This is a genomic window from Streptomyces sp. NPDC088910 (assembly GCF_044749865.1).
Classification (GTDB): Bacteria; Actinomycetota; Actinomycetes; order Streptomycetales; family Streptomycetaceae; genus Actinacidiphila.
Genome location: NZ_JBIVIV010000001.1, coordinates 775,912 through 788,935 on the forward strand (window position 1 = coordinate 775,912; position 13,024 = coordinate 788,935).

Sequence of the window (13,024 nt, forward strand, 5' to 3'; positions counted from 1 at the left end):
GTCGCCGTCAGGCCCCTAGCGAATGCTCTGGGCGAACCTGAAGGCGCCGTGCGGGTCGTAGCGGTGCTTCACGGCGGACAGCCGCGGGTAGTTCTCGGCGTAGTACGCCTGCCGCCAGTCGGGCAGTTCCGGGTCGATGAAGTTCTGGTAGGTCTCACCGGAGGACTGCCGGTCGATGACGCGGAAGCCGCTGTCGACGAACGCCTGACCCGCCGCCCTGCCCGCGGAGTCGGCGGCGTCCGGGGACCCGATGTCGACGAGGAAGTTCACCGTGAACAGCGCGTCGCGGTGGACGAACGCGGTGTCGGTGCGGCGTAAATCCCTCACCGCCCCGCCCAGCGGGAGCACTTCCATGAGGTGCGCCTGGCCGGGTACCCGCAGGGTCTCGAAGAGCGCCGCCGCGTTGTCCCACACGCTGCGCGACGGCAGCCGGTTGAAGAACCGGCTGCGCTGGAGGCCGAACGCCGACCGGGGAAGCGTGCCGCCGGGCGTGGTGTCGGCCCGGTGGCAGGCGGTCACATCGGCCGCGCACCGGAAGAAGCCCATCATCAGCGGCTGGTACGGCACGACGCTCGCGGGGGTCTGGCTGGCCGGCGCTCCGGTCAGCGCCACCAACCGGGCGACCTCGCTGGTGAGTTCGGCCGTGGTGCCGGTGGAGGCGACGAAGACCATGACGTTGACCGGCGCGCCCGGCGAGGCGTCGAAGAGCTGGAGGAAGGCGCCGCCGCTGAGCGTGCGGGGCGCGTTGACGGACCAGCGCGCGTACCCGTCCAGGACGTCGGCGGCCTTGTCGAAGGTCCAGTTCAGATTGACCACGGCGAGCTGCGAGACGTTGACGGTGGTGATGTCGTACGAGGTGACGACGCCGAAGTTGCCGCCGCCACCGCCGCGTATGCCCCAGTAGAGGTCCCGGTTCTGGGTGGGTGAGGCGGTGACGACGTCGCCGTTGGCGAGCACCACCTTCGCCGAGGCGATCCGGTCGGAGCCGACGCCGTAGGAGCGGGTGAGCACGCCCAGGCCGCCGCCCTGGTAGAAGCCGCCGACGGCGACCGTCGGGCAGTAGCCGCCGATGATGGCCTTGCCGTGCGGCGCGAGCGCGTCGATGGCGTCGACGCCCTGGACGCCGGTGCCGACGGTCACCGTGTTCTGGCCGACGGATATGGAGTTGAGCCCGGAGACGTCGATCACCAGGCCGGTGCTCGTGGAGTACCCGCCGCCGCTGTGCCCTCCGCTGCGCACGGCGAAGGGTATGCAGTTGTCCTGCGCGAACTTCAGGGTCAGCGCCACATCGGCGGCGCTGACGCAGTAGGCGACGGCCTGCGGGTTGATCACGTCGAACTGTTGCAGGTCGAGTTGCTTCGCCGTCGTGTAACCGGAGTCGGTCGGCAGGACGAGCCGGCCCTGGAGGTGCGCGCGCAACTGACTCCAGGGTGCCCCGCTGCCGGCGAAACCGGCGGTGGCCCCAAGTCCTGACAGAGCCACCGCGGTCGCGCCCGCACCGAGGACTTTTCTGCGACTGATCATGGTGCTGTTCAACTTTCGGTCAGATGGAAATTGCCGGGCGGGGTCAGACGAACTTCTGCCCACGCAGACCGGACCGCACAATTCCGCTTACCATGTCGCGACCCAGTTCGCGCATCTCGCCCGGAGCCTTGAAGTTGGCCCAGTACATGAACTTAGCCATCATCGCGGTGGTCGGGTACACGAATTTGATTTCTGGGTCCTCCCATCCGAAAACGGGGTTGAGTTCATCCGAAGCACGGAGACTGTCCATGATCAGCTTGGCCGCCGCGTCGCCGTCGATGTCACCGGCCTCGTACTTCTCGCAGGCCTCCGCCATGATTTCGACGGTTTGCTTGAAATCCGGGCTGTTCGGCCACCAAAGACCCGGATTGGGGGTCTTCTCCAAATCGTCCAGCCATTTCACGTCGCCGCTCTCCTCATACCGCGCCCGCGCCCGGATCAACCGCAGCGCGCCGGGCGTGAGATAGGAGCCCCAGACACGGAACACCGCGTTCCACAGCGGGAAGTGGCTGAAGGAGATGTAGGAGCTGTTCACCAGTTCGTCGTTGAAGTGCAGCAGGCCGCGCTCGACGTCCTCGACGTACTGGAATCGCTCGTTGGCGAAGTCGTCGTCGTCCAGGGCGGGCAGCAGCCGGGAGCACAGGGCGTAGACGACCTCGAAGGTGTTGGACAGACCGCGCGAGAACAGCGGGTCGAGGAAGCCCGCCGCGTGCGACATCAGGCACCAGCGGTAGCCGATCGACTTGCTGGAGCTGTACTGGAGCCGGTCGGTGGAGACCCACTCGCGGACCCGCGTCGCGCCCTCGAACTGCCGCTTCACCGCCGGGTACTGGTCGAGGAAGCCCTGGAACTCCTCCTCGGGGGTGCGGTCCTTCGGCTTGGGATACGTCCGCTCGTCCATGGTGAGCCCGATGCTGGTGATCGGGTTCTTGGAGTCCTTGTGGTTGTTGAACGGGATGATCCAGAACCAGCCGCGCTCGATCATGTGGTGCAGCGTGCCGCCGTGCCAGGGCGCGCTGGCCGGCGGGCGCAGGCTCTCCGGGTGGTGGCTGACCTCGTCGAACGGCTTGATGCCGATGTAGTGGGTGAACATCGACCGGGAGTGGTGCTTGAAGCGCGCGGGCTTCTCGCGCAGGTCGAACTTCTCGGCCAGCAAGGAGCGGAAGCCGCTCGCGTCGATCAGGTAACGGGCCCGGAAGACCTCGCCGTTCTGCCCCGTGACCGTCACTCCGAAGTCGTCGAAGTCAAGGTCGGCGACCCGCCAGTTCTGCCGCGTCGTGGTGCCGTACTTGGCCGCCACGTTGAAGAAGTACATATCGGTGTCCTGCCGGAACAGGTGACCGGCCTCGGTGAGCGCTTTGGGAATGACGAACATCGTGGCGTCGCGCGGGTCGGGCTCCTGGCCCTTCTCGTGCTTGATGAAACCGAAGCTCTGCTTCTTGCCGTGGGTCGGGCCGATGTTCTTGGTGACGGCCTTGACGTCCAGCAGGTGCTTGATCTCCGGTACGTCGAAGCGCACCGCCAGGATGTGCAGCCACTCGATGAGTTGCGGGGTCATCGACTCGCCGATCGCCATCCGGGGATGGGTCGCGGCATCCACCATGACCACGTTCTTGCCCTGCCGGGCGAGGATCGCCGCGCTCACCGAACCCGCGAGGCCCGACCCGATGATCAGGACGTCGCAGTTCTGCGTCTTGGAGGCGCTGTTCACCGGAACGGATTCCTTGGCTTTGCTGGGCACGGAGCGCCCCTCTCTCTCCGGCGCGGACGGCGCGGAGAATCAACGACGGGTGTGTGGCCGAATTCCCAGGGCACACGCGGGCATCTGAAAAAGGGCGTGCAAAACAATCGCCGGGCCGACCCCGATGGGTCGGCCCGGCGATCGAGAAGAGGTGACCAAGATGTGAGACGCGGCGGCGTCGCGGCGGTGGTCCGCCGGCGTCAAACCGCAATTGGGCATACTTCTACTGCCCAATAAAGCGTGACACGCGGCGACACTCGGTGTCAACCCCGGTAATGGTGTACCGGAAGTGACGCGAGTGCCGCCGGTGTTATTGTCCGGACTCTCCCGACCCCTCCCTAAAGGGCAACTCACCCCTCCCTAAAGGGCTACTCGGAGAACCGCGGGAGCTTGCCGATGGACGGCTTTACCAAGGGGTGGCCTACCGGTGGGCGGCTCCGGAATCGGCCGCCGAATCCGCCGCGGGAGACCCCGCGCCGTCCGTCTGACCGGGAACGGCCGCACCCGACTCCGGCGTGGCCGACTTCTTCGGCCCGACGATGATCAGGCAGGCGATCACACCGACGAACAGCACGGCCATCGGCACGTACATGGTCGGCTTCATGGCGTCGACGAAGCCGTGCCCGAAGACCGCCGCGGCGGTGTCCTGGATGCGGTGGGCGATGTCGGCGGGCACGTTCGACGGGAACTTCATGGCGCTGCTCGACTGGCCGCCGACCTCGAGGTGCTTGCCCGCGTTGTCGAAGTTCTTCAGGAAACCGGCGCGGTAGTCGGACGGCACGGCGCCCGCGCGCTGCGCCGCCTGGTCCTTGAGGGAGGAGGCGAGCTGGTTCTGGAGCACCGCGCCGATGACGGCGCCCGCCATGACCGAACCGACCTGCCGCAGCGCGTTGTTGACGCCGGACGCGGCCCCGGTGAGCTTGGGCGGCACATTGCGCATGACCTCGGTGGCCATCGGCGTGAAGGTGCAGCCCATACCGGCGCCGACGATCACGACCGGCGCGATCAGCCCGGTCCAGCTCTGGCCGACCTCGACGGTCCGCACGATCCAGAAGACACCGCCGATGTACGCGAGCAGACCGCCCATCAGGATGTACTTGCCGCCGAACTTCTCGGCCAGCACACCGGAGGGCCCGGCGGTGAGCATCGAGCCGACCGCCATCGGCACCAGCACGCCACCGGCCTTCAGCGCGCTGAAGCCGAGCACCGACTGGAGGTAGATGGTCAGCGGCAGCAGCAGGCCGACGACGCCGAACGAGACGGCGATACCGACGAAGTTGACCACCGAGAAGTTACGGTCCTTGAACAGCACGAACGGCACCAGCGGCTCGTTGTCCTGCTGGCCGCGCTGGTAGACCAGGAAGATCGCCAGCACCACGACACCGGCCGCGATCGTGCCCCAGATCGCGCCGTTCCAACTGTACTTCTGGCCCTCGATCAGACCGAAGGCGAGCAGGAACAGGGCGATGGTGGTCAGGACGACGCCGGGGATGTCGAAGCGGTGCCGCACCGTACGCGCCGCGGACGGCATGAACATGAACGAGGCGATGATCGCCAGCACACCGATCGGCACGTTGACGTAGAAGATCCAGCGCCAGTTGAGCTTGGTGACCAGCAGGCCGCCCAGGCTCGGTCCCGCGACCGACGCCAGGCCCGCGACCGTGCCCCAGATGCCGAGCGCGACACCGCGCTTCTCGTCGGGGAACACGTCCGCGATCATGGACAGGGTCTGCGGCAGCAGCAGTGCCGCGCCGATGCCCTGGATCGCCCGGAAGATGATGAGCTGGGTCGGGGACTGGGAGAGTCCGCAGGCGAGACTCGCCAGGGTGAACAGCGCCACACCCGCGATGAACAGGTTCTTCTTGCCGACGAGGTCACCGAGCCGGCCGGCGGTGATCAGCAGGACGGCGAGCCCGAGGGTGTACGCGTTGACGACCCACAGGATCTGGTCGAGGGACGCGTCGAGGCTGTCCACCATGTCGGGGATCGCGATGTTCACGATCGTCAGGTCGAGCAGGGTCATGAAGAATCCGAAGGACAGGATCGCCAGAATGACCCACGGATTACCACGCCATTTGTTCACGGTTCCTCCTTGCCGCGCGCGTCGGGCCGCACGGCGTTGCACGACCCACAGCCCCTTGCCCCCCAAGAGGTGAGCGGGGGCCGTGGGTGTGACATCGGTAGGACGGTCGAGACGCAACCGTCACCGAGGAGGTCCGCGAGTCCCGGCCGCGGGGGCCGGTCCGCCGGACGGGCCCTAGAGGGCCGCGGGCGCCAGACGCTCCCGCAGGAAGCTCACGACCCGCTCCCGCGCGGCGTACGCCGGGTGTCCGGGGATCTCGCGCATCTCCTCGGTCAGTACGGGGTGGGCTCCCTTGGGGAAGCCGCCCTCGTTGCCCTTCGAGGAGTCCAGTTCGATCACCTCGAAGGCGTCGCCCAGACTGCGCCGCAGGGTGTCGAACCTGGCCCGCGGGGACGCGCTGTCCCCGCTGAAGCGCATGCCCAGCACGCACAGTCCGCTGTTCTTGGTACGGCTCACCACCGTGTCCAGCTCGCCCCGCGAGAGGCCGGGGTCCGCGGACCGCTTGGCGCTGACCGGGAACGGCACCGCGGGCTGGGCGACGACCGGCGCGAGCACCACGTCCTCCACCGCGGCGGCCAGCGCGAACCCGCCGGTGAAGCACATGCCGACGATGCCGACACCGGGCCCGGGGGTTCGCGCGGCCAGATCCCGTACCAGCGCCCTGAGGTAGTCCGCGACCGGCCGCCGCGCGTCGACGGCGAAGGCCCGGAATTCGGCGGACACGCACAGCTTGGCGACGGTGGACAGCGTGTAGGGCGTGGAGTTCTTACGTCCGGGCCGTCCGAACAGCGACGGCATCGCCACGGTGAAGCCCTGGTCGACCAGGTGGTCCGCCAGGCCCAGCACCTCGGGCGTCATGCCCGGAATCTCCGGGACGAGCACCACTCCCGGCCCCGCGCCCTTCTCGTACACGTCGTGGGTGAGCCCGGCTCCCGTGAACGGGGCCGCGCGCCAGCCGGTGAGATCAGAGGTCGGTGCGGTACCGGTCACGAGGGGTTCTCCTTCAGACGGGTCTTCGGCCCGGGCGGGCGGACGGGCGGTCAGCCGCCCCCGGACTCCCGTCCCTGCCGCGCCCGGACGGCGAGGACGACGAAGGTGGTGATGCTCGCGATCAGGTCGATGTGGTCGATGGCGTGCGGCGACCCGTTCGCCCTGCGGATCTTCTTGGTGACGGCGAGGAAGTTGGCGGCCAGCGTACCGACCGTGACCGCCGTGCGCAGCGGGCTCGCTCCCCGCGCGGCGGGCGGCCCGGACCGACCCGCCCGCGGCCCGGCGGCGCTCACCGTACGGCGTCCGTCTCGCCGTCCGACGGCGCCACCGCCGCCAGCATGTCCTTCGGGGTGAACTTCACCACCGGGAGCAGGCGGCTGGCCCGGTTCTGGAACTCGTTGATGAACGGCAGGACTTCGGAGTACTTCGCCCAGATCCGGTCCCGCTCGGGGCCCGACAGGGTCTCGGCGAGGGCGACGATCTGCTCGCGGCCGATATTGATGGTCACCTCGGGCGTGGCCTTCAAGTTGAGGTACCAGGCCGGGTGCAGGCCCTTGGGGCCGCCGGGGATGTCGAAGTGGCCGGGCACGGCGACCGCGTAGAAGAAGCCGCGCTCGTAGATGTAACCGACCGGCACGACACGTTCCTTGCCGGTCTTGCGGCCCAGCGTGTGCAGCAGCAGCGCGTCGAGGTTGCCCATCTTGCCGCCGATGCGGCCGTTGGACCGCTCGTACAGCCAGATGTGCACATTGAGCGCGCCCTTGCTGAGCGACTTCTGCACCTTCTTCGGCGGCTTGGAGTAGATGTAGACGTTGACGCGCATGAAGGCCCGCGTGATCGGGCCCGCGTCCAGACCCTGGTCAGGACGCGTCGTCCTGAAGGACGACAGCGCCTCGGTGTCCTGGATCACCGAGGTGTCACCCATCGGCTCGGCCATCGAGTCCTCCATGGGCTTCGGGGTGGTCTGCATGTGTGGTGCCCTTTCGCGAGATCCGGTGTTCTCAGGACTTCTGTGTCGGAACGCGTCGCTTCGTCGCAAGGCCGTCTGTTCAGAGGACCTTCTTGCCCTTGACACCCGCGCGGACCGTGCCGGACAGCAGGGCGGAGCCGAGGTCCCGCATCTGCGGCGGGGCCTTGCGCACGGCCCAGTACATGAACTTCGCCATCGTCGCCGTGGTCGGGGTGATCAGCCGGGTGTCCTCGGGGTCGCGCCAGCCGAAGGCCGGGTTCAGCAGCTCGCAGCGGCGGAGCCGGTCGAAGATGATGTCCGCGGCGCGGTCGCCGTCGATCTGCCCGGCCTCGTACTTCTCGCAGGTCTCCGCGGTGAGGTCGACGATCTCCCGGACGGCGGGCTCCGGCCACCACAGGCCCGGATACGGCGCGTCCTCCAGGGCGTCCAGGTGCGCGGGGTCGCCGGTGAGCGTGAAGTTGATCCGCGCGCGGGCCAGCCGCATCACGCCGGGAGTGGCGAAGCCGCCCCAGACCCGGAACACCGCGTTCCACAGCCGGAAGTGGCCGAAGGAGATGTACGCGCTGTTCACCAGCTCGTCGTTGTAGTGCAGCAGGCCGCGCTCCAACCGGTCGACGTAACCGAAGCGTTCGACCGCGAAGTCGTCGTCGTCCAGGGCGGGCAGCAGCCGGGTCATGAGCGAGTGGACGACCTCGAAGGTATTGGACAGACCGCGCGAGAACAGCGGATCGAGGAAGCCGGCCGCGTGCGACATCAGGCACCAGCGGTAGCCGATCGACTCCTTCGAGCTGTACTGGAGCCGGTCGGTGGAGACCCATTCGCGCACCCGCGTCGCGCCCTCGAACTGCCGCTTCACCGCCGGGTACTGGTCGAGGAAGCGGGTGAACTCCTGCTCGGGGCTGATGTCACGGGGCCGCGGGTAGACCCGCTCGTCCATGGTGAGGCCGACGCTGGTGACCGGATTGGCCGCGCCCTTGTGGTTGTTGAACGGGATGATCCAGAACCAGCCGCGTTCGATCAGGTGGTGGAGCGTACCGCCGCTCCAGGGCGCGTTCTTGGGCGGTCGCAGGCTCTCCGGGTGGTGGCTGACGTCGTCGAACGGCTTGACGCCGATGTAGTGCGTGAACAGCGACCGGGAGTGGTGCTTGAAGCGCGCGGGCTGCTCCCGCAGGCCGAACTTCTCGGCGAGCAGCGACCGGTGGCCGCTGGCGTCGATGAGGTAGCGGGCCCTGAAGACCTCGCCGTTCTGCCCGGTGACGGTCACGCCGTCGTCGTCGAAGTCCAGGTCGGACAGCCGCCAGTGCTGCCGCGTCGTGGCGCCGTACTTGGCCGCGACGTGGAAGTAGTACGCGTCGGTGTCCTGCCGGAACAGGTGGCTGGCCTGGGTGAGCGCCTTGGGGATGACGAACATCGTCGTCTCCCGCGGGTCCGGTTCCTGGCCCTTGTCGTGCTTGACGAAGCCGAAGCTCTGCTTCTTCCCGTGGGTCGGGCCGATGTGCTCGGTGACCGACCGGTGGTCCAGCAGATGCAGGAGTTCGGGCAGGTCGAACCGTACGGCGAGGATGTGCAGCCACTCGATGAGCTGCGGGGTCATCGACTCGCCGATCGCCATCCGCGGATGCGTCTGGGAGTCGACCAGCACGACGCTCTTGCCCTGCCGGGCGAGGATCGCCGCGCTCACCGAACCGGCCAGACCCGCGCCGACGATCAGGACGTCGCAGGTGCGGACGGGCGGCTTCGGGGCGGCCGGTCTCGGAGCGGCCGGTCTCGGAGCGGCTGCCTTTACGGCGCTCGCCTGGGGCGCGGTTGCCTGAGGGGCAGTTGCCTGAGGGGCGGTTGCCTGGGGCGCCGCCGTCTCCGCGACGGCCGTCCGTGGAGCCGCGATCGGCGTGACGGGGACCCGGGGGACGTCCTCGGCGCCGAACCAGCGCCGTAGCGCCGGAGCCGGGTCGGCCGCGCGCGGCGCCGACCAGGCGATGTGTCCGTCGGGCCGCAGCAGTACGGTCTTCTGCCCGTCGAGGAGCGTGCCGGGCACCGGGCGCGCCGACACCACGTCGACCCGGCCCGCCCAGCCCTCGGCGGCCCTGCCCAGCGTGGCCCGGCGCCTGGTGTCGCCCGACAGGTCGAGCAGCACACCGCGGCCGGGCCGCAGCAGCTCGGTGGTGCCGGTGGGCCCGTCCGCCGTCGTCAGAGCGATGTGGGGCACGCGGCGGCCGGTCAACTCACCGGCCGCGTCGGGGAGAGTGTCGGTGTCGGGATCGCCGTAGCGGATGTCGAGGCCGCTGATCATGCCGGCGAGGTGGCCGCGGACGACCGAGGTGCGGGTGAGGAGTTCGGCGGCGGTGCCGCGGACCGCCCCGGTCTCGGGACCGCCGAAGAGGATGACGGTCTGCGCCTCGATGTTGGCCAGCACCCGTCGCCCGACCGCGTGCCGCTCGGTGTGGTACGTGTCCAGCAGCCCGTCGGGCGCGCGCCCGGTGACCCGCGCGGCCAGCTTCCAGCCGAGGTTGGCCGCGTCCTGGAGCCCGAGGTTGAGCGCCTGGCCGCCGACCGGCATCTGCCGGTGGGCGGCGTCCCCGGCGAGCAGCACCCGGCCCCGGCGGTACGAGGCCGCCTGGCGGCTGGTGTTGCCGAAGGCGTTCAGCCAGGTCGGGGTGCCGTGGGTGATGTCCTCACCGGTGACCCTGGCCCACACGGCCGCGATCTCGGCGTACTCGGGTTCCGCGGTCCTCGGCCGCACCTCGCGGCCGAACTCGTGCACCATGACGCGGGTGACGCCGTCCCGCGTGGCCGCGATGGCCACCCCGTTCGGGAGCCGCTGGAAGCGGCGGTTGGGGATGTCGAGCCCCAGCACGTCGCAGCGCAGCAGCTCCTTGGTGGCGTCGGAGCCGGGGAAGTCGAAGCCCGCCAGCCGCCGTACGGTGCTCTCCTCGCCGTCACAGCCGACCAGATAGCCGGCGGTGAGACGGGTGACACCGTCCGGGGTGGCGACCTCGACCTCCACGCCTTCCTCGCCCACGTCACCTTCGTCGCCGCCGTCGCCCGTGGTCAGGCCGAGCAGTTCGTGCTCGCGCCTGACCTCCGCGCCCAGCCCCGTGGCCCACTCCGCGAGCAGCTCCTCGACCCGGGCCTGCGGGACCTTCCACTGGCCGGGGTAGCGGGTGGTCGGCTCGCTCAGGTCGAGCGGCAGACCGCCGAAGTGGCCCATCGGCTCGTTGGGCGGCGTGCCCAGCGTCTCCAACAGGCCGCGCTGGTCGAGGAGTTCCATGGTGCGGGCGTGCAGGGTCGACGCCCGGGACTCGGTGGTGGGGGCGGCGAGCCGCTCCAGAACCGTCACCCGGGCTCCGCCGAGCCGGAGTTCACCGGCCAGCATCAGGCCGACAGGCCCCGCGCCGACGATGATGACGTCGGTGTCCATCTCAGCGCCGGCCCTCGGCGTAGTCCTTGGCGTGGCCCAGGGTGGCCCGGCTGTTGGTGCTCAGCGCGTTCTGCACGAAGGCGCGCGCCTCGGCGACCCCGGCGTCCGGGCCGAGGATCTTGGTGATGTTCGCGGTGTTGATCACCACGGTGTGCTGGGAGGTGGCGGCGACGCCGTCGCCCTCCTCCTCGAACAGCCAGTAGCCGGTGTGCAGCGTCATCAGCGCGGGCAGGGTGATCTGCTTGTAGACGATCCTGCTGTGCGGGAAGGTCACGCGCACCGACTTGGTGGTGTGCGAGGAGCCGTCCTTGGTGAGGGTGTCCATCTCCAGGATCTGCAGTCCCGGCGTCTCCTCCTCCAGCGAGACCCGCGCCACGTGCGGCAGCCGCTCCTTCCAGAGCTGCGCCTCGTTGATGAAGTCGTAGACGTCCTTGGCCGATCCGTCGATGTGGACGGTGTCGGCGAAGGACAGCAGGAGTTCGTCCGCGGAGCCGACGACCAGTTCGACGTTGGTCTTGAGCGCGGCCAGTTCGGAGCGGCTGTTGCGGTCCACGGCCTCGTCGATCCAGGCGAGATCGTCCGGCTTGTCGTCGATGGCGCGGTAGTCGTGCAGCAGCCGCACCCGCGACTCGGTGTCGGACACGGGCTCGATCACCCAGGTGCCGCCCATCGCCGCGACCGGCGGCGCCGAGACCTCCTGGCGGAATTCGATCCGCAGCGCCCGCGGGTCCAGGACGCGGCGCGACGTCCAGTTCTTGGCCGCGCCGTTGGCGGTGGCCCAGATGCGGATGCGCTCCTCGTTCTCCGAGCGCTCCACATGGTCGACGAAAACGGTCGGCGGGAAGATCCGCGGCCAGTTCTCCACCTCGGCGATCAGCCGGTACACCGCGGCGGCCGGGGCGTTCACCGTGATCTCGTGCTCCACCTCGCGGTGGCCAGTCTGCGTCATTCTCGTTCCCCTCACGCGAGTCGGACGTCGTAGGACGGGGTCGGTGGCGGCGGATCAGAAGTTGCCGAGGCCGCCGCACACGTTGATGGCCTGCGCGGTGATCGACGCCGCGGTGTCGGTGGCCAGGTAGCCGACCAGGCCCGCGACCTCCTCGGGCGTGGAGTAGCGGCCGAGCGGGATCTTGGACTGGAACTTCTGGAGGATCTCGCCCTCGGTGGTCGAGTAGGCCGCCGCGTAGCCCTGCCGGACCCGCGCGGCCATCGGCGTCTCGACGTAGCCGGGGCAGACCGCGTTGACCGTGATCCCGGTCGGGGCCAGCTCGTTGCCCAGGGCCTTGGTGAAGCCGACGACGCCGTGCTTGGAGGCGGAGTACGGGGCGCCGAGCACCACGCCCTGCTTGCCCGCGGTGGAGGCGATGTTGATGATCCGGCCGCGGTCGCGGTACCGCATGCCGCCGGTGTTGAGCACCTCGCGCGTCATCAGGAAGACGCTGTTGAGGTTGGTGTTGACGACGTCGAACCACAGCTCGTCGTCGATGTCGGCGGTGACGCCGCCGCCGCTGCGGCCCGCGTTGTTGACCAGGACGTCGACCGGCCCGTACCGCTCCACGGCGGCGAGCACGAACGCCTTGATGTCGTCGCCCGACTTGACGTCGCAGGCGGTGCCGTCGACGTCCAGGCCCTCGTCCCGTAGTTCCTTGACGGTCACTTCCACGCTCTCGGGCGTCCGCGCGCAGATGAACACCTGGTGTCCCTGTGCGGCCAGCGCCCTGGTGACGGCGAGCCCGATTCCGCTGGTGGCCCCGGTGACGAGAGCGACCCGCTGTCCCTCTGCCGACATGACTGCTCCTCCGACTCGGTACCGCTCGGCTGCGTACATGTGCTGCGTTCACGTGCGCTCTTCAAGTGCTGCGTTCATGTGCGCTGTACGTGTGGTCTGGGCGTGTGGGCTGGACGGGTGCGCTGTACGTGGGGGCTGGGCGTGTGGGCTGGCCGGTGCCGCCGCCGCGCCTTTGGAGCACGGCGGCGGCACCGGGCGGGGGGAGCGTCAGGCCGCGTGTTCCGCGGCGAGTTGCTCGTTGACGACGGCGAGCAGCGCCCGCGGCGTCTCGACGACGGTGATGGAGGTGTCCTCCAGCTCGATCCCGTGCTCGCGCTCGATCCGGCTGCCGGTCTCCAGCAGCGCCAGCGAGTCGTAGCCGAGGTCCTCGAAGGTCTGGTCGAGGATGTCGCCGTCCAGGTCGATGCCCTCGCTCTCGCCCGCGGCTTCCCGGAGGATGCGCTTGAGGTCTTCGATCGTGAGTTCCGGTCCGGCCATCTCGGTCCCTTCCTGAGGTGTGGCGACGGCGG

10 protein-coding genes are annotated in these 13,024 nt (G+C 69.2%); all 10 read right to left on the bottom strand.

The genetic code is table 11. The annotated features are described in order from the left end of the window. Positions 1 to 15: 15 nt before the first annotated feature. The 10 genes from ACIP4Z_RS03275 to ACIP4Z_RS03320 all read right to left on the bottom strand — a co-directional run bounded on the left by ACIP4Z_RS03275 (position 16) and on the right by ACIP4Z_RS03320 (position 12,992). Entirely contained in the window at positions 16 to 1,524 is a 1,509-nt protein-coding gene (locus tag ACIP4Z_RS03275; protein WP_355337088.1) for an FAD-binding protein, read from the bottom strand. A 43-nt stretch (positions 1,525 to 1,567) separates the two neighbouring features. Further along, the gene (locus tag ACIP4Z_RS03280) at positions 1,568 to 3,265 is read right to left on the bottom strand and encodes a tryptophan 7-halogenase (RefSeq protein ID WP_391046834.1); all 1,698 of its coding nucleotides are present in this window, start codon (positions 3,263 to 3,265) and stop codon (positions 1,568 to 1,570) included. A 421-nt stretch (positions 3,266 to 3,686) separates the two neighbouring features. Continuing rightward, positions 3,687 to 5,348, bottom strand: coding sequence for a DHA2 family efflux MFS transporter permease subunit (locus ACIP4Z_RS03285; RefSeq protein ID WP_391046837.1), 1,662 nt, complete (start codon positions 5,346 to 5,348; stop codon positions 3,687 to 3,689). A 174-nt stretch (positions 5,349 to 5,522) separates the two neighbouring features. Then, on the bottom strand, positions 5,523 to 6,338 hold the full coding sequence (locus tag ACIP4Z_RS03290) for a dienelactone hydrolase family protein (RefSeq protein WP_355337082.1): 816 nt from the start codon (positions 6,336 to 6,338) through the stop codon (positions 5,523 to 5,525). A gap of 50 nt (positions 6,339 to 6,388) precedes the next feature. After that, positions 6,389 to 6,631, bottom strand: coding sequence for a hypothetical protein (locus tag ACIP4Z_RS03295; RefSeq protein WP_355337080.1), 243 nt, complete (start codon positions 6,629 to 6,631; stop codon positions 6,389 to 6,391). Continuing rightward, positions 6,628 to 7,308 carry a nitroreductase/quinone reductase family protein gene (locus ACIP4Z_RS03300; RefSeq protein ID WP_355337078.1) on the bottom strand — a complete coding sequence of 227 codons (681 nt, stop codon included), beginning with the start codon at positions 7,306 to 7,308 and terminating at the stop codon, positions 6,628 to 6,630. Before ACIP4Z_RS03300 ends, ACIP4Z_RS03295 begins: the two co-directional genes overlap by 4 nt. 79 nt (positions 7,309 to 7,387) lie before the next feature. Continuing rightward, entirely contained in the window at positions 7,388 to 10,726 is a 3,339-nt protein-coding gene (locus tag ACIP4Z_RS03305; RefSeq protein ID WP_401304709.1) for an FAD-dependent monooxygenase, read from the bottom strand. Between the two features lies 1 nt (position 10,727). Next, positions 10,728 to 11,675 carry an aromatase/cyclase gene (locus ACIP4Z_RS03310; protein ID WP_355337074.1) on the bottom strand — a complete coding sequence of 316 codons (948 nt, stop codon included), beginning with the start codon at positions 11,673 to 11,675 and terminating at the stop codon, positions 10,728 to 10,730. 54 nt (positions 11,676 to 11,729) lie between these two features. Continuing rightward, the gene (gene fabG, locus ACIP4Z_RS03315) at positions 11,730 to 12,515 is read right to left on the bottom strand and encodes a 3-oxoacyl-ACP reductase FabG (protein WP_188280345.1); all 786 of its coding nucleotides are present in this window, start codon (positions 12,513 to 12,515) and stop codon (positions 11,730 to 11,732) included. A gap of 207 nt (positions 12,516 to 12,722) precedes the next feature. After that, positions 12,723 to 12,992 (bottom strand): acyl carrier protein, encoded by a 270-nt coding sequence (locus ACIP4Z_RS03320; protein WP_355337071.1) that lies wholly within the window; start codon positions 12,990 to 12,992, stop codon positions 12,723 to 12,725. Between the last annotated feature and the right edge of the window lie 32 nt (positions 12,993 to 13,024).